We start from the raw sequence: 26,264 nt of genomic DNA, 5'->3' as shown, positions 1-26,264 counted from the left end.
TCGCAAGCGGCATCGCCGTCGCGACCGCGACGGCCGAACCGGGCCGTCCGCCTGCGGGGAATTTCATGGATCTGACGCTGACGTTTTTTCTGGCCACGGTGCCGGCCGTGATCCTGTCGGGGATCTCGAAGGGCGGGTTCGGCTCGGGCGCGGGATTCGCCGCGACGCCGCTGCTGGCGCTGGTGCTGGAGCCGGCCCAGGCGGTGGTGCTGATGCTGCCGTTGCTGATGATCATGGACGCCACCGCGCTGCGCGCCTGGTGGGGGCGCTGGGACCGGGACAGCGCGCGGCTGCTGATCCTGGGCGGCCTGGCCGGGATCGCGGCGGGCGCGGCGCTGTTCACGATGATCTCGGACGATCTGCTGCGGGTGCTGATCGGCCTGATCGCGGTCGGCTTCGTCGCCTGGCAACTGTTGAAATCGCGTCTGCCGGCGCATCTTTCGCAGCGCCGCAGCGGGCCCGTATCAGGGGTGTTCTGGGGCGGCGTCACCGGGTTGACCAGCTTCATCAGTCATGCCGGCGGGCCGCCGGCCTCGGTCTTCCTGCTGGGCCGGGGCCTGGACAAGAGTGCCTTCCAGGCGACCACGGTGATCGTGTTCGCGGTGGTGAACGCGCTGAAGTTCTTCTGCTACATCGCCTTGGGCCTGTTCGGGCAAAGCACCGCGCTGGCGGTCGGCCTGCTGGCGCCGGTGGCGGTCCTGGGCACCTTGCTGGGCGTGTGGGCGCACCGGTTCGTGCCGGAGCGCGCCTTTTTCGTGACGCTGTATGTCCTGCTGACCGTCGCCGGCGCGCGGCTGATCTGGGTCGGCCTGGCCTGAGGCTCAGACCGGCTCGCCGGCGACCGTGCCCGGCGGTGGGCCCGACTGCCAGCTTTCGCCCGCGGCCACCAGGCAGGACCGGCCGTCGGGCAGCGTCAGCAGGATCGTCCAGCTGCCGGTGCGCTGCGAGGCATAGACCTCGACGATGCCGCGGCTGCTGCTGAGCCCGGCGCCGGTGCGTTCCTCGCCGTAGCCGGAGCGGAGCCGCTCGATCACCGCCGCACGCTCGCCGCAGGCCTGCGGCGCGGCAGTCTGGGCGGCGGCTGGGGCGGTCGCGGCGCACAGAAGGGCGCCAAGCAGTCTGTGGATCATCCTGATCCCCCTTTCTGTCAGTCGGGCCGCCAGGGAACCGGCGGCGCTGGTGTTGCCGAACCAGCCTCGCCGCAAAGGAGCAATATTGCGTTAACCAACCGTGCGCTGCGCGCGGATACGCGCAACGCCCCAGACCAAGGCAAAACATTTCGTGATGCCAAGGTGTTAGGCTGCGAATCCGATTGCATTGCCAGGTGCGCTGGCGTATTATGTTGCGCCGCAACATGTCGATGTAGAAGATTGGGGCGCGAAATATCCCGCAGGGAAGAACGGAGGCTTCGAGCTTGCATCCATACAGATCCGTCCTCTACATGCCCGGCTCCAACGCCCGCGCGCTCGAGAAGGCCCGGGGCCTGCCGGCGGATGCGCTGATCCTGGACCTCGAGGACGCGGTCTCGCCCGACGCCAAGGACGCCGCGCGCGATCTGGTCGCCGGGGCGGTGGGCGAGGGCGGCTACGGCGCGCGCCGGCTTATGATCCGGATCAACGGCCTCGATACCCGCTGGGGGGCCGAGGATCTTGAGGCGGCGCTGTCGGTGCGGCCGCACGCGATCCTGCTGCCAAAGGTCGCTCGCGCGCGGGACGTGGCGGTGATCGCCGACACCCTGTCGGCGGCGGACCCGAACCATCCCACCACCCTGTGGGCGATGATCGAGACGCCGCTGGGCGTGCTGAACGCCGCCGAGATCGCCCGCGCGCCGCGCATGGCGGGGTTCGTGCTGGGCACCAACGACCTTGCCAAGGACCTGCACTGCCGCGGCCGCACCGACCGGCTGCCGTTGCTCGGCGCGCTGAGCCAGGCGCTGCTGGCCGCTCGCGCCGCCGGGATCCTGTGCATCGACGGCGTCTACAACGCGTTCAGGGACGACGCCGGCCTGCGCGCCGAATGCGAGCAGGGCCGCGATCTGGGCTTCGACGGCAAGTCGCTGATCCACCCGGCGCAGATCGCCATCGCCAACGACGTCTTCGCCCCGACCGAGGCCGAGATCGCGCTGGCCCGCGCGCAGGTCGCGGCGCACGACGCCGCCCACGCCCGCGGCGAGGGCGTCGCGGTGCTGAACGGCCGGATCGTCGAGAACCTGCACGTCGAAACCGCCCGCCAGACCCTTGCCAAGGCGCAGGCGATCGCGGATATGGGCTGAGACCGCGGACGAAGGAGACGGCGATGGCAGTTCTGGTCCTGGGCGTGGCCCTGTGGTGGGCGGCGCACCTGTTCAAGCGGATGCTGCCCGGTCCCCGCGCCCTGATCGCCGAGCGGCTGGGCGATGCGTCCAAGGGCGTGATCGCGCTGATGCTGCTGCTGTCGGTCGTGCTGATGGTGATCGGCTACCGCACCAGTGATTTCGTCCCGGTCTACGAGACGCCGCTGTGGCTGCGCCACGTCAACAACCTGCTGATGTTCGTCTCGGTCGTGCTGTTCGGCATGGGCGCGTCCAAGGGGCGGATGCGCAGCTGGCTGCGGCACCCGATGCTGACCGGGTTCATCGTCTGGGCCGTCGCGCACCTGCTGGTGAACGGCGATCTGTCCTCGCTGATCCTGTTCGGCGGGCTGCTGGCCTGGGCGCTGGTCGAGATCCCGGTGATCAACGCCGCCGAGCCGGGCTGGGTCCGCCCCGCGCCGGGGCCGGCGAAGGGCGACGTGCGGCTGCTGCTGATCTCGGTCGCCGTGTTCGTCGTCATCGGCCTGATCCACGGCTGGATCGGCCCCTCGCCGTTCGGAGCCCCGTGATGCGCGCCTACCGTCTGCTGACCGGCGAAGACACGTCGGCCTTCTGTCACAAGGTCACCAAGGCGATGGCGCAGGGGTGGGAACTGTATGGCAGTCCGCAATACGCCTTCGATCCCAAGGCGGGGGTGATGCGCTGCGCTCAGGCGGTGATCAAGGTCGTCCCGGGCGACTACGATCCCGACAGGCGCCTGGGGGATCTCTGAGCGCATGAGCAAGACGAACGCCGGCCACTTCTTCGAGGATTATCGGCTGGGCCAGGTGTTCGATCACGCCACGCCCCGCACGCTGACCGACGGCGACCGGGCGCTTTACACCGGGCTCTACCCGACGCGCTTCGCGCTTTACTGCGCCGACAGCTTCGCCCGCGCCTGCGGCCTGCCGCGCAGCCCGGTCGAGGATCTGGCGGTGTTCCACGCCGTGTTCGGCAAGACCGTGCCCGACATCTCGCTGAACGCGGTGGCGAACCTGGGCTATGCCGAGGGCCGGTTCCTGTCGCCGGTCTACCCGGGAGAGACGCTGAGCGCGCGCTCGGAGGTGATCGGGCTGAAGCAGAACTCCAGCGGCAAGACCGGGATCGTCTGGGTCCGCACCAGCGGCCATGCCGACGACGGGCGCACGGTGCTGGAATACTGCCGCTGGGTGATGGTGCGCAAACGCGACCCGCTGGCGCCCGCCCCCGAAACCCGCGTGCCGACCCTGGCCGAGGCGGTGCCCGCCCCGGGCCTGGTGGTGCCCGAGCGGCTGTCGTTCGGCGCCTACAGCGACGTTCTGGCGGGCGCGCCGCACCGCTGGGGCGACTACGACGTCGGCGAGCTGATCGACCATGTCGACGGCGTCACCGTCGAGGATGCCGAGCACATGATCGCCACGCGGCTGTGGCAGAACACCGCCAGGGTGCATTTCGACACCGGCGCGCGCGACGACGGCCGCCGGCTGGTCTATGGCGGCCACGTCATCAGCCTGGCGCGGGCGCTGTCGTTCAACGGGCTGGCCAACGCGCAGATCGTCGCGGCGATCAACGCCGGCGCCCACGCCAATCCCTGTTTCGCGGGCGAAACCGTCCACGCCTGGTCCGAGGTGCTGGACAAGGCCGAGACCCGGCGCGCGGACGTGGGCGCGCTGCGCCTGCGCCTGGTGGCGACGCGCGGACCGGCCGCGCCGGGCGATCTGCGCGGCGAGGACGGGCGCTACCGCGACCATGTGCTGCTGGACCTCGACCTGTGGGCTCTGGTACCGACATGAGCGAGATCGTGCAGGCGCGGGCCGGAATCCGTGCCCGCGCCGGAAGTTGAACCGCCGTCGCGCCGGGCGCCTGCCCGGCGGCGACGGCACTGAGGAACAAGGATCGCACATGGCCGACGTCAACCGCGGCAACCGCCCGCTGTCCCCGCACCTGACGGTCTATCGCCCGCAATGGACCTCGATGACCTCGATCCTGACGCGGATCACCGGCAACGCGCTGCTGATCACCGGCCTGCTGATCGTCTGGTGGTTCATCGCCGCCGCGACCTCGGAAAGCGCGTTCGCCGCGGCCGACTTCGTGCTGACCTCGTGGTTCGGCGACCTGGTGATGTTCCTGTCGCTGCTGGGCGTCTGGTACCACTTCCTGGCCGGGCTGCGGCATCTCTACTGGGACACCGGACGCGGGCTCGAGATCGAGACCGCCGAGACCCTGGGCAAGGCCGCCGTCATCGGCGCGGTCGTGCTGACCCTGCTCACCATCATCATCGTCTGAGGGGGATCCGATCATGGCATTCCTGACCGCCCGCAAGCGCGCCGAGGGCCTGGGCTCTGCCGGGGGCGCGACCGAGGACCACTGGAACATGACGATCAGCTCGGTCGCGCTGGCGATCCTGACGCCGCTGTTCATCCTCAGCTTCGGTTCGATCCTGGGCGCGCCCCATGCCGAGGTCGTCGCCTACTACGGCCGGCCCTATCCGGCGATCGTCGCGGCGCTGTTCCTGGCCGTCGGCTTCATGCACTTCAAGAACGGCGTGAAGGTGATGATCGAGGACTATGTCGGCGGCTTCGCCCGCAAGACCTGGATCATCGCCATGACCTGCCTGTCCTATGCCGCGGCCGCGGTGGCGCTGTTCGCCGTCGCCCGCCTGGCCCTGTAGAATCCGAAGGAGCGACCCGGCATGTCCGCATACGAATACGTCGACCACACCTATGATGTCGTGGTCGTGGGCGCCGGCGGCTCGGGCCTGCGCGCGACCCTCGGCATGGCCGAGCAGGGGCTGCGCACCGCCTGCGTCACCAAGGTGTTCCCGACCCGCTCGCACACCGTCGCGGCGCAGGGCGGCATCGCCGCCAGCCTGGGCAACATGGGCCCGGACAACTGGCAGTGGCACATGTACGACACGGTGAAGGGCTCGGACTGGCTGGGCGACACCGACGCGATGGAATACCTGGCGCGCGAGGCGCCGAAGGCGGTCTACGAGCTGGAGCACTACGGCGTGCCGTTCAGCCGCACCGAGACGGGCCAGATCTATCAGCGCCCGTTCGGCGGTCACACCACCGAGTTCGGCGAGGGCCCGCCGGTGCAGCGCACCTGCGCCGCCGCCGACCGCACCGGCCACGCGATCCTGCACACGCTCTACGGTCAGTCGCTGAAGCACAACGCCGAGTTCTTCATCGAGTACTTCGCCACCGACCTGATCATGGCCGAGGACGGCTCGTGCCAGGGCGTGATCGCGTGGAAGCTGGACGACGGCACCATCCACCGCTTCAACGCCAAGATGGTGGTGCTGGCCACCGGCGGCTACGGCCGCGCCTATTTCAGCGCCACCAGCGCCCACACCTGCACCGGCGACGGCGGCGGCATGGTCGCGCGTCAGGGCCTGCCGCTGCAGGACATGGAGTTCGTGCAGTTCCACCCCACCGGCATCTACGGCGCCGGCTGCCTGATCACCGAGGGCGCCCGCGGCGAGGGCGGCTATCTGACCAACTCGGAAGGCGAGCGGTTCATGGAACGCTACGCGCCGACCTACAAGGACCTGGCGTCGCGCGACGTGGTTTCGCGCTGCATGACCATGGAGATCCGCGAGGGCCGCGGCGTCGGCGATCAGAAGGACCACATCCACCTGCACCTCGATCACCTGCCGAAAGAGGCGCTGGCCGAACGTCTGCCGGGGATCTCGGAAAGCGCCAGGATCTTCGCCGGCGTCGACGTGACCCGGGAGCCGATCCCGGTGCTGCCGACCGTGCACTACAACATGGGCGGCATCCCGACGAACTACTGGGGCGAGGTGCTGGCGCCGACGCCCGAGGACGAGGACCGGGTGCTGCCCGGCCTGATGGCGGTGGGCGAGGCCGGCTGCGCCAGCGTGCACGGCGCCAACCGGCTGGGCTCGAACTCGCTGATCGACCTGGTGGTGTTCGGCCGCGCCGCGGCGATCCGCGCCGGCGAGGTGGTGGACCCCGAGGCCGCCAACCGGCCGCTGAACACGGCCTCGGTCGAGAAGGCGATGGACCGGTTCGACCGGCTGCGCCACGCCGATGGCGCCACCCCCACCGCCGAGCTGCGCCTGACCATGCAGAAGACCATGCAGGAGGAGGCCGCCGTGTTCCGCACCAGCGAGACGCTGAAATCGGGCGTCGAGCGGATGGCCGGGGTGGCGCAGGGCATGGCGGACCTGAAGGTCTACGACCGGTCGCTGATCTGGAACACCGACCTGATGGAGACGCTGGAGCTGGCGAACCTGATGCCGAATGCGCTGACCACCGTGGTCTCGGCCGAGGCGCGCAAGGAAAGCCGTGGCGCTCATGCGCACGAGGACTATCCTGAACGCGACGACGAAACCTGGCGCAAGCACACGCTGGCCACCGTCGGCGAGGACAACGCGGTGACGCTGAGCTACCGCGCGGTGCATCTCGACCCGCTGACGCAGCCCGAGGCAGGGGGCATCGATCCGCAGAAGATCGCCCCCAAGGCCCGCGTGTACTGACCGGGCGGGCGCCCGGCGCCGATCTGCCATACCGGGCGCCCCGGCGCACCGGACAACGCGAAAGGAAGACCGACGATGCATTCCATCAGCCGTGTCGCCGCCGGCGCGATCGCCACGATGACGCTGGCCGCGTGCGAACCCCTGCCCGAGACCGCCGGAGACGGCGGCCCGGACCCGGCGGCCGCCTCGGCTTCGGCCACCGCCACCGCCAGCGCCACCGCCACCGCCCAGGGTGGGGTCGCGATGCCCGCGGGGCTGAGCGGCGAGGAGCGGGTGATCTGGAACAGCCTGACCCCGGCCGCGAAGCGGCAGGCGGCGGACTACATCGCCGCCGGCGGCACGCTGAAGCAGTTCGTCGCCATCTGAGCCGCGCGCCCGGCAGCCCGAGGAGTCGCCCGATGAAACCGCTCGCACTGCCCTTGTTGCTGTCTCTCGGGGTCGTGGCCGCCTGCGAGACGCCGCAGCAGCAGCAGATCGCCTTCCAGTCGCAGCAGGAACGCGTCTGCCACGAGCGCGTCAGCGCGACCCTGCCCGCCGACCGGCGGCTGGAGCGGGACTCGGCGGGGCGGTTCGTCGAGATCACCGTGATCAACGCGCAACTGCGCGACATCGACGTCTCGGAGCGGTTCAACCAGTGCATGGCGTCGGTCGCGCCGGCGGACGCGCTGTCCGACATGGGCACGGTGACGTTCACCCGCGAAGAGCAGGCGATCTGGGACAGCCTGACCGACGCGGCCAGGCGCGACGCGCTGATCTACATCCGCGGCGGTGGCACGCTGCGCGAGTTCGTGGCGCTGTAGGGCGGGCCGGGTCGTGGGCGCAACCGGTTCGCGAATCGACGGGTCCGCCCGCGAGCGGTCCGGACCGGCGCGGCCGCCGGTGGCGCTGGTCCTGCCGGTGCCGCCCGCCGGCGTCGGGCGGGTGCACGGGCTGCCGCGGTCCGGCAACCACGCGGTGATCAAGTGGATCCTGCGCAACCTGCCGCACCGCGACCATGTGTTCCTGAACAACTGCGCGCCGTTCCGCGATCCGATGGCGCATCACGGCGAGGCCGAGGTGAATGGCGGCCGGGTGCGGCAGAAGATGCGCGCGCAGGGCGACTGCGGCCCGGCGCTCGCCCGGCTGACCGGCGAGGACGGGCCGTTCCTGCTGATGTCCTACGAGCGCTGGGTGCCGTCGATGGAGCCGGAGGGTGATGGCCGGCTGTCGCGGCAGCTCGACGATGGCCGGATCGACTTTCAGGTGCTGGTCTACCGCAGCCCGCTGAACTGGCTGGCGTCGCTGCTGGTGCTGCAGCGGCGCCGGGCCGAGGCGCGCGGCGCGCCCGAGGCCGCGGACGGCATCGTCGCCACGCAGCTGGCGCGGTACCAGGGGATGCTGGTGGCGCTGCACCGGGACGCGCTGCCGGGGATCACCCCGGTCTGCTACGATCGCTGGTTCGCGTCCGCCGCGCACCGCGCCGCGCTGCTGCAGACCCTCGGTCTGCCGGTGCGCGACAACCGGCTGGGCCGGGTCAGCAACTACGGCGGCGGCTCGTCGTTCCAGGACCTGAGGAACGCCGACGGCCTGGGGGTCCTGTCGCGCTGGATGGAACTGATGCCAGACCCCGGCTATCGCGCACACCTTGCGCAGGCGGCGCAAAACGAGGCATTCATGGCGGCGATGGCCGCCCTGTTTCCGGTCGATGCCGACGTGATGGCGTCGGAACGGCTGTGAGACGCAACGGACACGAAGACACGAGGATCGGACGATGGTCGAACTGACGCTTCCCAAGAACTCCCGCATCACCGTCGGCAAGACCTGGCCGAAGCCCGAGGGGGCGAGAAACATCAAGGCGTTCAAGATCTACCGCTACGACCCGGACACGGCGGCGAACCCGCGTGTCGACACCTATTTCATCGACCTCGACCAGTGCGGGCCGATGATCCTGGACGCGCTGATCAAGATCAAGAACGAGATCGACCCGACGCTGACCTTCCGCCGCTCGTGCCGCGAGGGGATCTGCGGCTCGTGCGCGATGAACATCGACGGGATCAACACCATCGCCTGCACCTACGGCATCGACGAGGTGAAGGGCGAGGTGAAGATCTATCCGCTGCCGCACATGCCGGTGATCAAGGACCTGGTGCCGGACCTGACCCATTTCTACGCCCAGCACGCCAGCATCATGCCGTGGCTGGAAACGAAGTCGAACACCCCCGAGAAGGAATGGCGGCAGTCGATCGAGGACCGCCGCAAGCTGGACGGGCTGTACGAGTGCATCATGTGCGCCTCGTGCTCGACCGCGTGCCCCAGCTACTGGTGGAACGGCGACCGCTACCTGGGCCCGGCCGCGCTGCTGCACGCGCACCGCTGGATCGTGGACAGCCGCGACGAGGCGACGGGCGAGCGGCTGGACCAGCTCGAGGATCCGTTCAAGCTGTACCGCTGCCACACGATCATGAACTGCACCAAGACCTGCCCGAAGGGCCTGAACCCGGCGAAGTCGATCGCCGAGATCAAGAAGAAGCTGGTGGAGCGCCGGCTCTGAGCGGCGCCCGCGCGGGCGGATGAGATGCTCGAATACCGCCGTTTCTGCTATCTCGACGTCGAAAAGACCGGCTCGACCTTCGTTCGCGCCTTCCTGGCGCGGCACGCCGGGGCCGCGCCGGTCGGCGACGCCAAGCACCGGCCGCCGAAGTACGCGCACCGCTGGCGGAAGTACTATTTCGCCTCGGCGCGCGATCCGTTCGACCAGTACCTGTCGCTGTACACCTTCGGGTGCGAGGGCAAGGGCGTGTTCCGCAACCACCTGGACCGGATCGGCGCGCCGCTGACCGGCAGCTATGACGGCACGCAGGCCGGTTTCGAGCACTGGCTGGACGTGCTCTGCGGGGACGGCCGCCTGACGGTGCTGCCGCCGTCGATGGCGGGGCTGCACTCGCCGCATCTGGGGATCATGGGGCTGCGCTTTCTGCGGCTGACGCTGCCGCGGGCGCGCTCGCGGCTGCCGCGGTTCCGCAGCGCGCGCGCGATCGCCGGCGCCTACCGGCGCGGCGGGCTGCCGCGCGCGGTGCTGCGCCAGGAGACGCTGAACGCCGATCTTGCCGTGCTGGTCGACGGCCCGCTGCGCCGCCATCTGAGATTTCCCGACGCCGCGCTGGCCGAGCTGGACGCGCCCGAGCGGCTGAACGCCTCGGACCGGTCGGGCGCGATCTGCTGGAGCCGGGTATCGCCGGATCTGCGTGCCCGGGTCGCCGCGCTGGAATGGTTCCACCGCGACGTGCTGGGCTATCCGGCGCGCTGAGGGTCGACCATCTCGTAGCCGAAGCTGCGGAAATCCTCGGCGTAGACCTCGTTGACGAAGGCGACGTGTTCGGGACTGCGCAGCAGCGCCTCGGCCTCGCGCCGCTTCTTCTGGCCGCGGTTCAGGTCGTGCGGCAGGTCGTCGACCTCGATACCAAGTTCGGGCAGCACGCGGCGGACGTCCGCCTCGTAGTTCTCGAACCGGATCAGGTGCAGCTGCTCGCGCGGGATGCCGCGCACGAAGCTGGTCTGGGTGCCCAGGCCGATCTCGTGCGAGTAGCCGGGCATGAAGTCGCGCACGAACTCGTAGAAGTCCTCGAGCGTGCGCTCGGGCTTGACCTTGCCGAACAGGAAGCTGGAGCCGCGCACGCCGCCCCGGTCCTGGCCGAAGAACTCCTTGTAGACCGAATGGCTCCAGCTGTAGGGGTCGCGGACCACGGCCAGGAAGCGCCAGTTGTCGACCTTGTCCCGAAGCCGGGGCGGGAAGCCGCCGGCGGCGGAGTTGAACTTCGCGTGCTGCACGCCGCGGAAATGCCAGGTGCCCTGAAAGCCGTCGCCGCGCTCGCGCGTCTGGCCCTCGCGGAACGCGGGGTCGGTGTGCGGCGCCAGGATGTGGGTCAGAGAGGTTCCGCCCGTCTTGTAGATGTGGATGAACGCGAGCTTCAGCTCGGTCATGATCATCATGGTGGTGAATCCCCGTCTTCCCGCTGCTGCGCGCAGAATGCCGGCGCCCGGCGTCCCGCGTCTACAGCGGTTTCCCGAAAGTTTCACCCGATTGCAAGAGCCCCTGCCGCCGCACCGGTGCCCGCGCCGGCGCACGCCAGCGCGGCGATGTCCAGCACGATGCGGTTCAGGTCGAAATCCTTGGGCGTGTAGATGCGGCTGACGCCCAGCGCGTGCAGGCGCGGCATGTCGGCGGGCGGGATGATCCCGCCCAGGATCACCGGCAGGTCCCGCCGTCCGGCGACCGAGAGCCGCTCCAGCACCTCCTCGACCAGCGGCAGGTGCGAGCCCGAGAGCACCGACAGCCCGACGACGTGTACGGCGTGTTCCAGCGCGGCCTCGGCGATCGCCTCGGGGGTCAGGCGGATGCCGTCGTAGAACACCTTGATGCCGCAGTCGCGGGCGCGCACCGCGATCTGCTCGGCGCCGTTGGAATGCCCGTCGAGCCCCGGCTTGCCGATCAGCAGGCGGATCTGCCCGCCGACCGGGCCGGCGGCCGACGCCACCGCGGCGCGGGTGTCGTCCAGCCCCTCGGTCGCGTTCGAGGGCGCGGCGGCCACGCCGGTGGGCGCGCGGTACTCGCCGAAGGCGGCGCGCATCGCCGCGCCCCATTCGCCGGTGGTGACGCCCGCCTTCGCCGCCGCGATCGACGCCGGCATGATGTTCTCGCCCCGCTTCGCGGTGGCCGACAGCGCCCGGAGCGCCGCCTGCACGGCGGCGTCGTCGCGGGCCTGGCGCCAGTCGTTCAGCGCCGCCACCTGCGCGGCCTCGACCGCCGGATCGACGACCAGGATGCCGTTGCCGCCGGCGGTCAGCGGGCCGGGTTCGCCGTCCGCGAACCGGTTGACGCCGACGACGGTGGTCTCGCCGCGTTCGATGCGCGCCAGCCGCGCGGCGTTCGAGGCCACCAGCTGCGTCTTCATGTACGAAATGGCGGCGACCGCGCCGCCCATCCGGTCGATGGCGCGCAGTTCCTCGCGCGCGGCCTGCTTCAGCGTCTCGACCTTCGCCGCGACGGCCGGGTTGCCGTCGAACAGGTCGCCGTATTCCAGCAGGTCGGTCTCGTAGGCCAGGATCTGCTGCATGCGCAGCGACCACTGCTGGTCCCAGGGCCGGGGCAGGCCCAGCGCCTCGTTCCAGGCGGGCAGCTGCACGGCGCGGGCGCGGGCGTTCTTCGACAGGGTGACGGCCAGCATCTCGATCAGGATGCGGGGCACGTTGTTCTCGGGCTGCTGCTCGGTCAGGCCCAGGCTGTTCACCTGCACGCCATAGCGGAAGCGGCGGTATTTCGGCTCCGCGACGCCGTAGCGCCGCTGGCAGATCTCGTCCCACAGCTCGGTGAAGGCGCGCATCTTGCACAGTTCGGTGACGAAGCGGATGCCGGCATTCACGAAGAACGAGATCCGGCCCACCACGCGCGGGAAATCGCCCGCCGGAACCTGGTCCTGCACCTGGTCCAGCACCGCGATGGCGGTGGCCAGCGCATAGGCCAGCTCCTGCTCGGGCGTCGCGCCGGCCTCCTGCAGGTGGTAGGAGCAGACGTTCATCGGGTTCCAGCGCGGCACATGGCGATAGCAATATTCGGCCACGTCGCCGATCAGCCGCAGCGAGGGCGCCGGCGGGAAGATGTAGGTTCCGCGCGACAGGTATTCCTTGACGATGTCGTTCTGCACCGTGCCGGTCAGGCTGGCCGGATCGATGCCGCGCTCCTCGGCCAGCGCGACATAGAGCGCCAGCAGCCAGGGCGCCGTCGCGTTGATCGTCATCGAGGTGTTCATCCGCTCCAGCGGGATCTGGTCGAACAGCGCGCGCATGTCGCCCAGATGGCCGACCGGCACGCCGACCTTGCCGACCTCGCCGCGCGCCAGCGGGTGGTCGCTGTCATAGCCGGTCTGCGTCGGCAGGTCGAACGCCACCGACAGCCCGGTCTGCCCGCGTCCGAGGTTCGAGCGGTAAAGCGCGTTCGAGTCCCGCGCGGTCGAGTGCCCGGCATAGGTGCGAAAGATCCAAGGGTCGTCGCGATGTCCGCTCATGCGTCCGGCTCCGGTTGCGCCACGGCAGGAATGTTGCATTGCGAAAAGATTCTTGCAAGGGCCGGGAAATAATATTACGCAATTAATTATCAAACTGCGCGCTATATGCGTAATTATATTCCAATCCGGAGAATCGCCATGCTGGATGCCAACAACCGACCCGCCGCCGGCGACCAGGCCGCCAGGGAGCTGTACGAGCTGGGAGAGATCCCGCCGCAGGGCCAGCTGCCGCCGAAGATGTACGCGTGGACGATTCGCCCCGAACGGCAGGGCGAGCCGGACAAGGCGATGCAGCTCGAGGTCGTGGACACGCCTGCGCCGGACAGCAACGAGGTCGTCGTCCTGGTGATGGCCGCGGGCGTGAACTACAACGGCGTCTGGGCCGCGCTGGGCCAGCCGATCAGCGTCTTCGACGTGCACAAGGCGCCGTACCACATCGCCGGTTCAGACGCGTCGGGCATCGTCTGGGCGGTGGGCGACAAGGTGCGCCGCTGGAAGGTCGGCGACGAGGTGGTGATCCACTGCAACCAGGATGACGGCGACGACGAGCACTGCAACGGCGGCGATCCGATGTATTCGCCCAGCCAGCGGATCTGGGGCTACGAGACGCCCGACGGCAGCTTCGCCCAGTACACCTGCGTCCAGTCCCAGCAGCTGATGCCGCGCCCGAAGCACCTGACCTGGGAGGAGGCCGCCTGCTACACGCTGACCCTGGCCACCGCCTACCGGATGCTGTTCGGGCACGCCCCGCACGAGCTGCGGCCGGGCCAGAACGTGCTGGTCTGGGGCGCCTCGGGGGGGCTGGGCTCGTATGCGATCCAGCTGATCAACACCGCGGGCGCCAACGCCATCGGCGTGATCTCGGACGAGGACAAGCGCGCGTTCGTGCTGGGTCTGGGCGCCAAGGGGGTGATCAACCGGCGCGACTTCGACTGCTGGGGGCAGCTGCCCACGGTGAACACCGATGCCTACAAGACCTGGTTCGGCGAGGTCCGCAAGTTCGGCAAGGCGATCTGGGACATCACCGGCAAGGGCGTGAACGTCGATCTGGTGTTCGAGCACCCGGGCGAGGCGACCTTCCCGGTGTCGACCTTCGTGGTGAAGAAGGGCGGCATGGTCGTGATCTGCGCCGGGACCACCGGCTACAACCTGACGATGGACGCGCGCTATGTCTGGATGCACCAGAAGCGCATCCAGGGCAGCCATTTCGCCAATCTCAGGCAGGCCGCCGCCGCGAACCAGCTGATGATCGAAAGACGGCTTGATCCGTGCATGTCGGAGGTGTTTCCTTGGGATGCGATTCCCGCGGCGCACATGAAGATGCGCGCCAACGCCCACAAGCCGGGCAACATGGCGGTGCTGGTGAATGCGCCGCGCACCGGACTGCGCACGATCGCGGACGCGCGCGCGGCCGCGGGGTAACGCCCCGGGTGACGGCGAATCACCCGGCCCGTCCGCCCGCCGCGGGCCGGATCCAGCATTTTCAGCCGCTTGCGGATGCCGCCCCCGCTGTTTCGGGGGGGGCCAATTACGCGTATTCCTTAAGATGGTTTACTCGTGCTACGGTTGTGTTAACACTCCGTTAACCACTTCTACAGAGAGTAGCGATGTCGCAAGAATGGATGTTGGACCTGCTGTCGGACCTGCGCGGCGTCGCCGAGAAGAACGCGATGTTCGATCTCTGCGAGCAGCTCGACGACGCGTTGGTTATTGCCGCTCGGGAGATCAGAGCCGCGTCCGCTTGCCTGCATGAGGCGGATGTCGCGGATGATCTGGGTACAGAGTTTTCTAGAACGGCTCGAGAGCACGACTACTCTTGACCAGATCCAGGCCCTGGTCGAGGGCCTGCGCGACGAGCTGGGGGTGGAGCACGCCATCTACCACCTGGTCGGCGCCACCGGGCGCGAATACGGCGCGATGACGTACGATCCGGACTGGGTCGACCGCTACAAGTCCGAACGCTACTTCAATGTCGATCCGGTGGTGCTGGCGGCGCTGCGCACCACCTCGCCGCTGGACTGGCAATCGCTGGACTGGACCGCCCGGAGCGCGCGGCGGCTGCTGGGCGAGGCGGTCAGCGAAGGCGTCGGCAAGCAGGGCATATCGGTCCCGATCCGCGGGGTCGGCGGGCAGATGGCGATGTTCTCGGTCACCTCCTACGACAACGAGGCGTCGTGGGAGCGGTTCGGCCGCCAGCACATGCCGAACCTGGTGCTGGCCGGAAACTACATTCACCAGCAGGCGGCGCGGATCATGGGCGCCGACCAGCTGGCCGGGGTCGCCGACCTGTCCCCGCGCGAACGCGACGTGCTGACCTTCCTGGCGGTGGGCCACTCGCGCTCGGCCGCGGCGGACAAGCTGGGGATCTCGGAACACACGCTGCGCGCCTACCTCGATACCGCGCGGCTGAAGCTGGGCGCGCAGAACACGACCCACGCGGTGGCACTGGCGATGACGCGGGGGCTGCTGCTGCCCTAGGCGTTGCCGGGGAAATGTAACAGCGCACGGCGAGAAAGGGTTAACCCCCGCGGCGCTAGGCCAGAGGCTCCACACGTCAGGGAGCCGCGCCATGATCCGTTACCTCTATGCCAGCCAGCTGAAATCGCACCCCGAGCTTGCCCGGGGCATGTTCCGCGCCCGCGCCGCGCAGTTCATCGACCGGCTGGGCTGGGACCTGGCCCGCGACGCCGACGGCGGCGAGCGCGACCAGTACGACGCGATGAACCCGCTCTACATCATCCTGCAGCGGCCCGACGGCGGGCACGCCGCCTCGATGCGGGTGATGCCCAGCGTCGGGCGCACGATGGTCAACGAGCACTTCAGGCACCTGAACCACGGCATCCCGATCCGGGCGCCGTTCATCTGGGAATGCACGCGCTTCTGCCTCAGCCCCGACGCCGGCACCGACGCCCGCAACTGGGCCGGCACGCTGATGCTGGGCGGGCAGGAACTGGGGCTGCGGTTCGGCCTGACCCGCGCGCTGGGCGTCTACGACGAGCGCATGACCCGCATCTACCGCTCGATCCGCTGGGAGCCGTCGTTCATCGGCGCCGAGGGCCGGCCGCGGCGGCGGATCTGCCTGGGCCTGTGGCCGTTCGGCGCCGACATCCGCGACGCCATCGCCGAACGCGCCGGGCTAGACCCGCACATCGCCGCGCCCTGGTTCGACGCCGCCTTCCCCGTCCGCGGCCCGGCAGTGGCGGCGTAGGGCCTTTGCGGCTGTACGCCTTCCGGGGGGCAGGCTAGAACACGGGGAATGGACACCCAGCCGACCCTTTCCGACGATCAGGCCGAAGCCTGGGATGCCGTGGCCGAGGCGCTGCAAGGGGCCGGGGTCGATCTGGCTGACGATCGCCTCGCCCCGCGCCCCGAGGACCGGCAGAGCACGCTGGCGGTGCTGGGCAAGGCCGGCTCGGGCAAGACCATGCTGCTGGCCCGGCTGGTCGACGCGCTGAACGATGCCGGGGTCGAGACCGTCTCGGGCGACTGGGAGGGGCGGCGCCGCCGCGACCGGCGCACGCTGGCGATCCTGGCGCCGACCAACAAGGCGGCCTCGGTGCTGCGGCAGCGGGGCGTGGCGGCGACCACGATCCACCGCATCCTCTACACCCCGGTCTACGACCCGGAATACGAGAAGATCGCCATCTGGCTGGCCGAGGGCGGCGAGCGGCCCGAGGTCGAGGGCCTGACCGATGTCGCGCTGAACCGCGCCAAGGCGTTCTACGAGCAGCAGAAGTCGATCCCCGGCGCGCTGGCCGCCGCGGGGCTGCGCGGCTCGGACTTCATCACCGGCTGGAAGCGGCGCGACGATCCGCTGGACATCGGCTTCATCGACGAGGCGTCGATGCTGGACGACCGCCAGTTCGAGGATCTGCAGGAGATCTTCTCGACCCTGATCCTGTTCGGCGACCCGGCCCAGCTGGCGCCGGTCGGCCAGTCCGGCGCGATGTGCTTCGACGCGCTGCCCGAGGGCCGACTGCTGGAACTGCACCGCATCCACCGGCAGGCCGCCGACAACCCGATCCTGGACCTGGCGCACGCGCTGTCCGACCCGGCGCTGGATTTTCCGGCGTTCGAGCGGATGATCGAGCAGGCCGCGGCGCAGGACGACCGCGTCGTGGTCGCGCCGCGGGTCGATGCGCAGGCGATGTCCCGCGCACCGGTGCTGGTCTGGCGCAACGCCACCCGGATCCGCCTGATCGCGGCGTTCCGCGCGGCGTTCGACGCCCCCGAGGACGCGCTGCTGCCGGGCGAGCCGCTGATCTGCGACGGCATCGAGCTGCCGCTCAAGCACCGCCGCAAGCGGCTGGACCTCGAGGCGCGCGGCCTGATCAAGGGGGCGCAGGTGATCTACATGGGGCCGGGCCGCAAGCCCGGCTTCGCCCGGCTGCACGTGGTTGGCGCGCAGGAGCCGCAGGTCAATGCCGCCACCATCATCAAGATCGAGAAGCCGGGCGAGGAAGAGCCGTTCATCCCCACCGCCGCCAACATGGGCGCGGCGTTCCTGCACGGCGCGGCCTGCACCATCCACAAGGCGCAGGGCTCGCAGTGGCCCGAGGTGCAGGTGTTCGCGCCCGATCTCTATGCCGCATCGCGCGCCGGCCGCACCGAGGCGGGCGTGCCGCTGTGGAAACGGCTGGCCTATGTCGCCATCACCCGCGCCGAGACCCGGCTGCACTGGGTGACGCGCTACCGCCTGGGCCGGCCGCAGGCCTCGCTCGGCACCGATGATCTGAAGGACATCGCGCCGGCACCGCTGGAGCTGACCGCCTCGGCGTGATCCCGCCGCCGATGGAACCGGTGGCCGGGGCAGCGTGTTGTCCCCCAGTCAAGCGGCGATTGCCGCATCAAAGACTGGAGGCAAAGCAGATGAAGACCCCGATTCTCGCACTCGCAGCCGCGGCCACGCTCGCGTTTCCCGCCGCCATGGCGCAGCAGTCCACCGGCGGCGGCAGCCTCGAGGCCGGCATGCTGACCTGCAATCTGACCAGCAGCACCAATCTGGTCGTCATTTCGGATGCCAATTACGAATGCGTGTTCGACACGTCCGACGATTCCAAGCCGGACGAGATCTACACGATGAACATCGCCAAGCTGGGCGTCGATCTGAGCATCGAGAAGGCCGAGACCCTGAAATGGGCGGTGCTGTCGGCCACCGGCCGGTTCGATCAAGGCCTGATCACCGGCGAATACGTCGGCGCCAGCGCCGACGCCGCGTTTGGCCTGGGGGCCGGGGCGCGCGTGCAGATCGGCGGTCTGGACGACAGCATCACCCTGCAGCCGGTCAGCGTCTCGGGCCGCGAGGGTCTGGGGATTGCCGCCGGCGTCGAACAGATGTCGCTCGAGTTCAAGGGCACGGTGAGTTGACCCGCCTGCGCTCACCTGCCTGAACCTGGCGCGCTCCCGAGGGGGCGCGCCTTTTTCCTGTGCGGCTTTGTCAGCGGCGGCGCTGTGCTATGATCGCGGCGGAGGTCGCGATGATCCGACGGATCGCCCTTGTCACCCTGCTCGCCTGCGCCGGTGCCGTGGCGGCGCAGGACCCGCCGCTGCCGGTGGATCTGGAACTGGTGCTTGCGGTCGATACCTCACGGTCGATGGATTACGACGAGTTGCGGCTGCAGCGCGAGGGCTATGCTCAGGCGCTGGAGCATCCGGCGGTCACCTCGGCGCTGAACATGGGGCGGCTGGGCCGGTCGGCGATCATGTATTTCGAGTGGGGCGGCGAGGGCCGGCACCGGGTGCTGGTCGACTGGACGCTGATCACCTCGCCCGAGGATGCCGCCGCGCTGGCCGCCGGGCTGCGGCGCCAGCCGCTGCTGGCGCAGCGCGGCACGTCGATCTCAAGCGCGATGGCGCAGGCCGCGCGCTGGATCGAGACCAACGGCTATGACGGCGCGCGCAAGGTGATCGACGTCTCTGGCGACGGGCCCAACAACCGCGGCCGCCCGGTGCTCGAGGTCCGCGACGAGGTCGCGGCGCTGGGCATCGAGGTCAACGGCCTGCCGTTCATGATCAAGGAGCCCTCGGGCGCCTATTCCATCCCGGACCTGGACATCTACTACGAGAATTGCGTGATCACCGGCGACCGCGCCTTCGTGATCCCGATCTACGAGATCGACCGGCTGGTGGTGTCGATCCGCCAGAAGCTGGTGCTGGAGATCTCGGGCAGGCCGCCGCCGCCGCGGCTGCGCCGCTCGTCGGCGACGGACTGCCTGATCGGCGAGAAGATGCGGCGTCAGCCGCTGTTCACCCCCTGACCCGCCGGCCCAGCGCGGCGCCGGCGAAGGCGACGGCGGCATCCACCGCCGCGGTCGCCTCGGGCACCCAGCCGTGGACCAGCTGGAACGCGTGCAGCCCCTGCGGGAACGCGTCCAGCCGCACCGCGACCTGCTGCTCGGCCAGGCGGCGGGAAAGGGTCTCGGCGTCGCTGAACAGGATCTCGTCGCGGGCGGCCTGGATCAGCACCGGCGGCGCGCCCCGGAAGCGGCCGAACACCGGCGAGGCGTCCGGCTGCGCCGGATCGGCCCCGGCGAGGTAGGCGGCCGCCACGTCCGGCAGGCGCCGGGCCGGCAGCATGGCGTCGGTCTCGGCGTTGGCCGTCAGGCTGGCGCCGGCGAGCGTCAGGTCGGCCCAGGGCGAAAACGCCAGCACCGCGGCGGGCCGGGGCAGGTCCTGCGCCAGGATCCGGTGCAGCAGCGACAGGGCCAGCCCGCCGCCGGCGCTTTCGCCGGCGACCACGATCGGCCGCGCGTCCGGCTCCGCGACCAGCGCCCGGTAGGCCGCGGTCACGTCGTCAATCGCGGCCGGGAACGGGTGCTCCGGGGCGCGGCGATAGTCCGGCAGCACCGGCTCCAGCCCCAGCGGCATCGCGAGGCGCGCGGCGATGCCCTGGTGCGAGCGGGCGCTGAAGAACATGAACGCGCCGCCGTGGATGTAGAACAGCGTGCCCTGGCGCGCGCCGCGCCGCCGCCGCACCGGCACGCCGCCCAGCCGGTCGCTGCGGAAGACCAGCGGCGCGCGGCCGCGCAGGAACACCCGGCCGCCGATTTCCACCCGCGCGCGCTGCCACAGGTGGTCTTGCGCGCGCGCCAGCATCGGACGCTGGAAGGTGCGCGACAGCCACCGCGCCAGAAGCAGCCGGCGCGACGGCATCAGCCGCGCCGGGCCTCGATCGCCTCCCAGATCCTGGCGGTGACGTTGGTGCCGTCGAATCGCTCCAGTTCCTGCAGGCCGGTGGGCGAGGTGACGTTGATCTCGGTCAGGTAGCGGCCGATCACGTCGATGCCGACGAAGATCTGCCCCTTCTCGCGCAGCAGCGGGCCGATGGCGGCGCAGATGTCGCGGTCGCGCGCGGTCAGCTCGGCCTTCTCGGCGCGGCCGCCGACATGCATGTTCGAGCGGGTCTCGCCCTCGGCCGGGACGCGGTTGATCGCGCCCACCGGTTCGCCGTCGACCAGGATCACGCGCTTGTCGCCGCCCGACACGTCCGGCAGGAACTGCTGCGCGATCAGCGGCTCGCGGTTGATGCCCGCGAACAGCTCGTGCAGCGAGTTCAGGTTGCGATCGCCATGCTCCAGCCGGAACACCCCCGCGCCGCCGTTGCCGTAGAGCGGCTTGAGGATGATGTCGCCGTGCCGGTGCTTGAAGTCGCGCAGCGCCCCCAGGTCGCGGGCGATCATCGTGGGCGGCGTCAGCTCGGGGAACTGCAGCACCAGCAGCTTCTCGGGGTAGTTGCGCACCCAGAACGGGTCGTTCACCACCAGCGTCGTGTCGCGGACCATGTCCAGCAGGTGCGTGGTGGTGATGTAGCTCATGTCGAACGGCGGGTCCTGCCGCAGCCAGACCACGTCGTAATCCGCCAGGTCCACCGTGGCCGGATCGCCCAGCGAGAAATGGTTGCCCTTCTCGCGCCGGACCTGCAGCGGCCAGCCGCGCGCCTTCACCTTGCCGCCGTCGAAGATCAGCTTGTCGGGGGTGTAGTAGAACAGGCTGTGGCCCCGCGCCTGCGCTTCCTCGAGGATGCGGAAACTGCTGTCGGCGTTGATGTCGACGGACTGGATCGGGTCCATCTGGATGGCGACGTTCAGGGGCATGGGCTGGGTCCGTTCCGGAAATGGCGGTGTCGGTCACAGATTGTGCATCCGCGCCCGGATGGCAACCCGCGCGCGGCTACATCGTGCCGAAGGCGTTCTCGATCCGCCGCGCCTCGCCCACGGCATCGACCGTCACCACGTCGAACCGGCACGGCGTCAACGAGCTGTGCCCGGCCCGGTCCAGCCAGATCTGCGCCGCGGTCACGATCCGTTCCTGCTGCCGCGCCGACACCGCCGCCGCCGCCGCGCCATGGCTGCGCCGGGCCTTGACCTCGACGAAGACGATGTCCTCGCCCAGCCGCACGATCAGGTCGATCTCGCCTGCCGGGGTGCGCACGCGCCGGGCCAGCTCCTGCCCGCCCTCGGCCTGGTACAGCCGCGCGGCGGCGTCCTCGGCGGCGAGGCCGGAGTGATAGCGGCCGCTGCCCCTCATGCGCCGCGCAGTTCCAGCGCGCGGGCATAGACCTGCTTGCGCGGCAGGCCGGTGGCCTCGGCCACGATGCTGGCCGCGTCCTTCAGCGAGTTGTCCCGCATCGCCGCGGCGAGCGCGCTGTCCAGGTCCGCCTCCGAGGCCGGTGTCTGCACCGGCGGGCCGACGACGATCACCACCTCGCCCTTGGGCGGACCCTCGTCGGCATAGGCCGGGGCCAGCCCGGCCAGCGTGCCGCGCCGCACCTGCTCGAAGCGCTTGGTCAGCTCGCGGCAGACGGCGGCGTCGCGGCTGCCGCCCAGCACCCCGGCCATGTCCGCCAGACAGGCGGCCAGCCGGCGGGGCGACTCGTAGAACACCAGCGTCGCCGGCACCTGCGCCAGCGCGGTCAGCTCGGTGCGGCGGGCGGCGGACTTCGGTGGCAGGAAGCCCGCGAACAGGAACCGGTCGGTCGGCAGACCGGCGACCGACAGCGCCGCCAGCACCGCCGAGGCGCCGGGCGCGGCGGTCACCGGCAGATCCTGCGCGATCGCCTCCTGCGCCAGCCGGTAGCCGGGATCGGCGATCAGCGGCGTGCCGGCGTCGGACACATAGGCCACCGACCGCCCCTCGGCGATCGCCTTCAGCAGTCGGGGCCGCGCCTGCGCGCCGTTGTGGTCGTGATACGGCAGCACCCGGCGGCCGTTCAGCGGCACGCCGTGGATCTCCATCAGCTTGCGCGCGTTGCGGGTGTCCTCGGCGGCCAGCAGATCGGCCTGGCGCAGGATCGCCAGCGCGCGCAGGGTGATGTCGTCGGCGGTGCCGATCGGCGTGGCGACAAGGTAGAGTCCGGGGCTCAGCGCCATGGTCGGGCCATGCTGGGGATTGTTCCGTTTACTTGGTCGGGGCCGCGGACTAGTGTGCGCCGAAATCCGGGGTGTCCACAAGCGCCCCGCCATGCACGAGGTGTCATGTCTTTCGCCGGTTTCCTTCGCTCGACCCTGGTCCTGGGTGCGCTGGCGCTGGCCGGCTGCGCCGCGCCGGTGGCCGGGCCCGGCGCCGGCGGCGGGGCCGTCGACCCGGAGCAGCCGGTGCGCGTCGCGCTGCTGGTGCCGCTGGGCTCGACCGACAGCCAGCGCGAGGCGCTGGGCCAGAGCCTGGTCAACGCCGCGCAGATGGCGCGCGCGGATCTGCAGAACGTGGACCTGGAGCTGTCGGTCTACGCCACCGCGGGCGAGGCCGCGGCGGCCGAGAACGCCGCCCGAACCGCGCTCGAGGAAGGCGCCGATGTCGTGCTGGGCCCGCTGTTCTCGGCGGCGACCGCGCAGGTCGCGCCTCTGGCCGCGGCGCAGGGGCTGACCGTGCTCAGCCTGTCGAACACGCCGGACGTCGCCGGCGGCAACGTCTACATCCTGGGCAACACCTTCGAAAGCACCGCACGGCGGGTGGTCGGCCACGCCGCCGCGAACGGGCTGCTGGATCTTGCCGTCGTGTATCCGCAGGGGCCCGAGGGGCAGCTGGCGCGGAATGCGGTCGCGCAGGCCGCGCAGGCCGCCGGCGCGCGGCTGGTGGCCGAGGCCAGCTATCCGCTGTCGGTCCAGGGCATCACCGACGCCACCCCCGCCATTGCGCAGCGGCTGCGCGCCTCGGCGGCGAACGCGGTGGTGCTGACCGACGGCCCCACCGGCGGGCTGAGCTTCGTCGCCGAAACCCTGCGCGGCCTGGGCGTGCGGCCGGCCGCGGCCCGCTTCGTCGGACTGCAACGCTGGGACACCAGCGCGCAGGCGATGGCCCAGCCCGGTCTTGCCGGCGGCTGGTTCGCCGCGCCGGACCAGGCGCTGTCGGCGCAGTTCGAAAGCCGCTACGAACAGCGCTTCGGCCAGCCGCCGCATCCGCTGTCGGGGCTGGCCTACGACGGCATCGCCGCGATCGGCGCGCTGGTGGCGGAGGCCCGCGCCGAGGGCCGTTCGGACGCGTTCGCGCCGGCGCGGCTGGCCCAGCCCTCGGGGTTCGCCGGGGTGATGGGCATCTTCCGCTTCCTGCCCAATGGCCGGAACGAGCGCGCGCTGGCGGTCTACGAGGTCGTGGACGGTGTCGCGCAGCAGATCTCGCCGGCGCCCAGAAGCTTTGCCGCAAGTGGGTCCTGATACCGCCCTTCGCGCCCCTGGGTTCGATCCGGCCATCGTGATCGACGCCGACGCGCTGATGGCGCGCGTCGAGGCGATGGACCCCGCCGGCGACAGGTCCGCACAGCGCGCCGAACTGGTGGGCCTGCTGACCACGGCGAACCGTGAAGGCCGCGAGCGCATCACCGCCGAGCTGCGCGACTATCCCTATGCCGCGCGCCGCGCGATCCAGTCCTACGCCGGGCTGACCGACGTGCTGATCCGCGTCGCGTGGCACTATGTGACCCAGATCGAGATGCCCAACCCGGTGCCGACCACGGGCGAGCATGTCTGCATCGTTGCGGTCGGCGGCTACGGCCGCGGCGAGATGGCGCCGTTCTCGGACGTCGACCTGCTGTTCCTGATCCCGTGGAAGCGCACCGCCTGGTGCGAGAGCGCGATCGAATGCATGCTCTACATCCTGTGGGACCTGAAGCTGAAGGTCGGGCAGGCGGTGCGTACCGTGGACGAATGCATCCGCCTGGGGATGAAGGACCTGACGATCCGCACCGCGCTGCTGGAGTACCGATACCTGGCCGGCGCCGAAAAGATGTCCAGGGAGCTGCGCCGCCGGCTGTGGAAGGACCTGTTCGCCAAGACCGGCCCCGAGTTCGTCGAGGCCAAGCTGGAGGAGCGCGAGGAGCGCCACCGGCGCAACGGCGGCTCGCGCTACCTGGTCGAGCCGAACGTCAAGGAGAGCAAGGGCGGGCTGCGCGACCTGCAGACGCTGTTCTGGATCGCCAAGTATCTGAACCGCGCCGAGACCCCCGAGGAAATGGTGCGCAGCGGCCAGTTCACCGAGGCCGAGATGAAGACCTTCCGCGAGGCCGAGAACTTCCTGTGGGCCGCGCGCTGCCAGCTGCACCTGGTCGCCGGCCGGCCGATGGAGACGATGACCTTCGATCACCAGGTCGACGTCGCCAAGCGGCTGGGGTTCATGGACACCGAAGGTCAGCGCGCCGTCGAGCGGTTCATGCAGACCTATTTCACCTACGCCCGGCAGGTGGGAGAGCTGACCCGGATCTTCCTGACCGCGCTCGAGGCCGAGCATGTCAAGCGCCGGCCCCGCGTCGGCCGCAGCCTGCTGCACCGGTTCAGCCTGAACACCGACAACGCCCCCGAAGGCTATGCGCTGCTCAACGGGCGGCTGGACATCGGCGACACCGAGGCGTTTCTCGCCGATCCGGTGAACATCCTGCGGCTGTTCCGCACCGCGATGCGCACCGGTTACCTGATCCATCCCAACACGATGCGGCTGGTGGCCGCCAACATTCACCTGATCGACGACGGGCTGCGCAACGATCCCGAGGCCAACGAGCTGTTCATGCAGCTGCTGCTGGACCGCGAGGATCCCGAGCGGGCGCTGCGCCGGATGAACGAGATGGGCGTGCTGGGCGCCTTCATCCCCGATTTCGGCCGCATCGTCGCGATGATGCAGTACAACATGTACCACCACTACACGGTGGACGAGCACACCATCCAGTGCATCGCCCGGCTGCACGACATCGAGCGCGGCGCCCTGCAGGAGGAGCTGCCGATCGCCAGCTCGATCCTGAAACAGGGCGTCAGCCGGCGGATCCTCTATGTCGCGCTGCTGCTGCACGACATCGGCAAGGGCCGCGCGCGCCCGCACTCCGAGGTCGGCGCCGAGATCGCGCTGCAGCTGTGCCCGCGCCTGGGCCTGGCCGAGGACGAGACCGAAACCGTCGCCTGGCTGGTCCGCAACCACCTGGTGATGTCGGACTTCGCGCAGAAGCGCGACCTGGCCGACGCGCGCACGGTGCGCGATTTCGCCAACATCGTCGCCAGCCCGGCGCGGCTGCGGCTGCTGACCGTGCTGACGGTGTGCGACATCTGGGGCGTGGGGCCGGGGGTGTGGAACAACTGGAAGGCCATGCTGCTGCGCGATCTATACCGGCAGGCGATGGAATACCTGACCGGCGACACCGACAGCCAGAGCCGCCCGCAGCGCGTCGATGAGGCGAAGCAGGCGTTCGCCGCCGCGGTGCCCGACTGGTCCGCCGAGGACATCGCTGCCGAGCAGCAGCGGCACTACGATTCGTTCTGGCTGGGGCTGGGCACCGCCGAGCACGTGGTGCTGGCGCAGCTGGTGCGCGAGGTCAGCGCCGACAAGCCGGTGGTGCGCATCGACCAGGATCCGGCCCGCGATGCCAGCCGCGCCTGCTTTGCCATGCCCGACCATCCCGGCGTGTTCGCCCGCATCGCCGGCGCGGTGGCGCTGTGCGGGGCCGACGTCCGCGACGCGCGCACCTACACCACCTCGGACGGGGTCGCGACCTGCGTGTTCTGGATCCAGGACAAGGACGGCCACCCGTTCGAGGAATCGCGCCTGCCGCGCCTGCGCCGGATGATCCAGCGCACGCTCTCGGGCGAGGTCGTCGCCCGCGACGCCTTCGCCGAGCGCGACCGGGTGAAGAAGCGCGAGCAGGCGTTCGTGGTCCCGACCGAGATCACCTTCGACAACGACGGCTCCGAGATCTACACCATGATCACCGTCGACACCCGCGACCGGCCGGGGCTGCTGTACGATCTGACGCGCAGCCTGACGGCGACGCACATGCGGATCTCGTCGGCGATCATCGCCACCTACGGCGAGCAGGCGGTGGACACGTTCTACGTCAAGGACGCCTTCGGGCTGAAGGTCACCAGCAAAAGCAAGCAGGGCCAGATCGCCGCGGCGCTGCGCAACGCGATCCGCGAAGGGACCGAGAGGGCCGAGGCGTGAG

At 70.2% G+C, this 26,264-nt stretch carries 29 protein-coding genes; 22 read left to right on the top strand and 7 right to left on the bottom strand.

The window, feature by feature from the left end:
• Positions 1–65: 65 nt before the first annotated feature.
• Positions 66–818, top strand: coding sequence for a sulfite exporter TauE/SafE family protein (locus tag GE300_RS08170; protein WP_154446055.1), 753 nt, complete (start codon positions 66–68; stop codon positions 816–818).
• A 3-nt stretch (positions 819–821) separates the two neighbouring features.
• Here the strand turns inward: GE300_RS08170 and GE300_RS08165 are convergent, their stop codons facing one another.
• Positions 822–1,130 (bottom strand): hypothetical protein, encoded by a 309-nt coding sequence (locus tag GE300_RS08165; RefSeq protein ID WP_154446054.1) that lies wholly within the window; start codon positions 1,128–1,130, stop codon positions 822–824.
• Positions 1,131–1,414: 284 nt separating this feature from the next.
• Between GE300_RS08165 and GE300_RS08160 the strand changes: the two genes are divergently transcribed.
• The 12 genes from GE300_RS08160 to GE300_RS08105 all read left to right on the top strand — a co-directional run bounded on the left by GE300_RS08160 (position 1,415) and on the right by GE300_RS08105 (position 10,095).
• On the top strand, positions 1,415–2,272 hold the full coding sequence (locus tag GE300_RS08160; protein ID WP_267905427.1) for an HpcH/HpaI aldolase/citrate lyase family protein: 858 nt from the start codon (positions 1,415–1,417) through the stop codon (positions 2,270–2,272).
• A gap of 23 nt (positions 2,273–2,295) precedes the next feature.
• Complete coding sequence (locus tag GE300_RS08155; RefSeq protein WP_154446053.1) at positions 2,296–2,859, top strand: NnrU family protein; 564 nt, start codon at positions 2,296–2,298, stop codon at positions 2,857–2,859.
• Positions 2,859–3,062 (top strand): DUF1737 domain-containing protein, encoded by a 204-nt coding sequence (locus tag GE300_RS08150; protein ID WP_154446052.1) that lies wholly within the window; start codon positions 2,859–2,861, stop codon positions 3,060–3,062. The genes GE300_RS08155 and GE300_RS08150 overlap by 1 nt, the downstream gene beginning before the upstream one ends.
• A 4-nt stretch (positions 3,063–3,066) precedes the next feature.
• Complete coding sequence (locus GE300_RS08145; RefSeq protein WP_154446051.1) at positions 3,067–4,101, top strand: MaoC family dehydratase; 1,035 nt, start codon at positions 3,067–3,069, stop codon at positions 4,099–4,101.
• 109 nt (positions 4,102–4,210) lie between these two features.
• Entirely contained in the window at positions 4,211–4,594 is a 384-nt protein-coding gene (sdhC, locus tag GE300_RS08140; protein ID WP_154446050.1) for a succinate dehydrogenase, cytochrome b556 subunit, read from the top strand.
• Positions 4,595–4,607: 13 nt separating this feature from the next.
• A complete protein-coding gene (locus GE300_RS08135) occupies positions 4,608–4,979 on the top strand; it encodes a succinate dehydrogenase, hydrophobic membrane anchor protein (protein WP_154446049.1) in 372 nt (123 codons plus the stop codon).
• Positions 4,980–5,000: 21 nt separating this feature from the next.
• Positions 5,001–6,809: a succinate dehydrogenase flavoprotein subunit gene (gene sdhA, locus GE300_RS08130; RefSeq protein ID WP_154446048.1), complete on the top strand. Its 1,809-nt coding sequence runs from the start codon at positions 5,001–5,003 to the stop codon at positions 6,807–6,809.
• A gap of 75 nt (positions 6,810–6,884) precedes the next feature.
• A complete protein-coding gene (locus tag GE300_RS08125; RefSeq protein ID WP_154446047.1) occupies positions 6,885–7,175 on the top strand; it encodes a hypothetical protein in 291 nt (96 codons plus the stop codon).
• A gap of 32 nt (positions 7,176–7,207) precedes the next feature.
• Positions 7,208–7,609 carry a hypothetical protein gene (locus tag GE300_RS08120; protein WP_154446046.1) on the top strand — a complete coding sequence of 134 codons (402 nt, stop codon included), beginning with the start codon at positions 7,208–7,210 and terminating at the stop codon, positions 7,607–7,609.
• A 13-nt stretch (positions 7,610–7,622) separates the two neighbouring features.
• A complete protein-coding gene (locus tag GE300_RS08115; RefSeq protein ID WP_154446045.1) occupies positions 7,623–8,525 on the top strand; it encodes a hypothetical protein in 903 nt (300 codons plus the stop codon).
• A gap of 34 nt (positions 8,526–8,559) precedes the next feature.
• Positions 8,560–9,339, top strand: a complete 780-nt coding sequence (locus GE300_RS08110; protein WP_154446044.1) for a succinate dehydrogenase iron-sulfur subunit — start codon at positions 8,560–8,562, stop codon at positions 9,337–9,339.
• A gap of 24 nt (positions 9,340–9,363) precedes the next feature.
• Positions 9,364–10,095 (top strand): sulfotransferase family protein, encoded by a 732-nt coding sequence (locus tag GE300_RS08105; protein ID WP_154446043.1) that lies wholly within the window; start codon positions 9,364–9,366, stop codon positions 10,093–10,095.
• Here GE300_RS08105 and GE300_RS08100 read toward each other — a convergent pair.
• Positions 10,080–10,778, bottom strand: coding sequence for a sulfotransferase family 2 domain-containing protein (locus GE300_RS08100; RefSeq protein ID WP_154446042.1), 699 nt, complete (start codon positions 10,776–10,778; stop codon positions 10,080–10,082). The genes GE300_RS08105 and GE300_RS08100 overlap by 16 nt on opposite strands.
• 83 nt (positions 10,779–10,861) lie before the next feature.
• On the bottom strand, positions 10,862–12,850 hold the full coding sequence (locus GE300_RS08095) for a protein meaA (RefSeq protein WP_154446041.1): 1,989 nt from the start codon (positions 12,848–12,850) through the stop codon (positions 10,862–10,864).
• Between the two features lie 138 nt (positions 12,851–12,988).
• Here GE300_RS08095 and ccrA point away from each other — a divergent pair, with 138 nt between their 5' ends.
• The 7 genes from ccrA (at position 12,989) to GE300_RS08065 (ending at position 19,107) form a co-directional block, all read left to right on the top strand.
• Complete coding sequence (gene ccrA, locus GE300_RS08090) at positions 12,989–14,272, top strand: crotonyl-CoA carboxylase/reductase (protein WP_154446040.1); 1,284 nt, start codon at positions 12,989–12,991, stop codon at positions 14,270–14,272.
• Between the two features lie 200 nt (positions 14,273–14,472).
• Positions 14,473–14,670, top strand: coding sequence for a hypothetical protein (locus tag GE300_RS22920; protein ID WP_233416871.1), 198 nt, complete (start codon positions 14,473–14,475; stop codon positions 14,668–14,670).
• Positions 14,618–15,328 carry a helix-turn-helix transcriptional regulator gene (locus GE300_RS08085; protein WP_233416870.1) on the top strand — a complete coding sequence of 237 codons (711 nt, stop codon included), beginning with the start codon at positions 14,618–14,620 and terminating at the stop codon, positions 15,326–15,328. The genes GE300_RS22920 and GE300_RS08085 overlap by 53 nt, the downstream gene beginning before the upstream one ends.
• Before the next feature lie 91 nt (positions 15,329–15,419).
• Positions 15,420–16,058: an acyl-homoserine-lactone synthase gene (locus GE300_RS08080; protein ID WP_154446038.1), complete on the top strand. Its 639-nt coding sequence runs from the start codon at positions 15,420–15,422 to the stop codon at positions 16,056–16,058.
• Between the two features lie 48 nt (positions 16,059–16,106).
• Entirely contained in the window at positions 16,107–17,630 is a 1,524-nt protein-coding gene (locus tag GE300_RS08075) for an ATP-dependent DNA helicase (protein WP_154446037.1), read from the top strand.
• Between the two features lie 89 nt (positions 17,631–17,719).
• Entirely contained in the window at positions 17,720–18,217 is a 498-nt protein-coding gene (locus GE300_RS08070; RefSeq protein WP_233416869.1) for a DUF992 domain-containing protein, read from the top strand.
• Between the two features lie 110 nt (positions 18,218–18,327).
• Positions 18,328–19,107 (top strand): DUF1194 domain-containing protein, encoded by a 780-nt coding sequence (locus tag GE300_RS08065; protein ID WP_154446035.1) that lies wholly within the window; start codon positions 18,328–18,330, stop codon positions 19,105–19,107.
• On the opposite strand, the gene GE300_RS08060 is transcribed toward GE300_RS08065, so the two are convergent.
• From GE300_RS08060 to rsmI, 4 genes are all read right to left on the bottom strand, one after another.
• Entirely contained in the window at positions 19,097–20,002 is a 906-nt protein-coding gene (locus GE300_RS08060; protein ID WP_154446034.1) for an alpha/beta hydrolase, read from the bottom strand. The genes GE300_RS08065 and GE300_RS08060 overlap by 11 nt on opposite strands.
• Positions 20,002–20,943 carry a glutathione synthase gene (gene gshB / locus GE300_RS08055; protein WP_154446033.1) on the bottom strand — a complete coding sequence of 314 codons (942 nt, stop codon included), beginning with the start codon at positions 20,941–20,943 and terminating at the stop codon, positions 20,002–20,004. The genes GE300_RS08060 and gshB overlap by 1 nt, the downstream gene beginning before the upstream one ends.
• Positions 20,944–21,019: 76 nt before the next feature.
• Entirely contained in the window at positions 21,020–21,376 is a 357-nt protein-coding gene (locus GE300_RS08050) for a YraN family protein (protein WP_154446032.1), read from the bottom strand.
• Positions 21,373–22,218, bottom strand: coding sequence for a 16S rRNA (cytidine(1402)-2'-O)-methyltransferase (gene rsmI, locus GE300_RS08045; protein WP_233416868.1), 846 nt, complete (start codon positions 22,216–22,218; stop codon positions 21,373–21,375). Before rsmI ends, GE300_RS08050 begins: the two co-directional genes overlap by 4 nt.
• 105 nt (positions 22,219–22,323) lie before the next feature.
• On the opposite strand from rsmI, the gene GE300_RS08040 reads away from it, so the two are divergent.
• Complete coding sequence (locus GE300_RS08040) at positions 22,324–23,499, top strand: penicillin-binding protein activator (protein ID WP_233416867.1); 1,176 nt, start codon at positions 22,324–22,326, stop codon at positions 23,497–23,499.
• Complete coding sequence (locus GE300_RS08035) at positions 23,399–26,263, top strand: [protein-PII] uridylyltransferase (protein ID WP_154446029.1); 2,865 nt, start codon at positions 23,399–23,401, stop codon at positions 26,261–26,263. Before GE300_RS08040 ends, GE300_RS08035 begins: the two co-directional genes overlap by 101 nt.
• Position 26,264 lies beyond the last annotated feature (1 nt).

Origin of the sequence: Halovulum marinum (assembly GCF_009697225.1) — a bacterium.
GTDB classification, from domain to species: Bacteria; Pseudomonadota; Alphaproteobacteria; order Rhodobacterales; family Rhodobacteraceae; genus Halovulum; species Halovulum marinum.
Note: the sequence above shows the minus strand (reverse complement) of the source record. Positions and strands in the feature narration are given on the sequence as shown.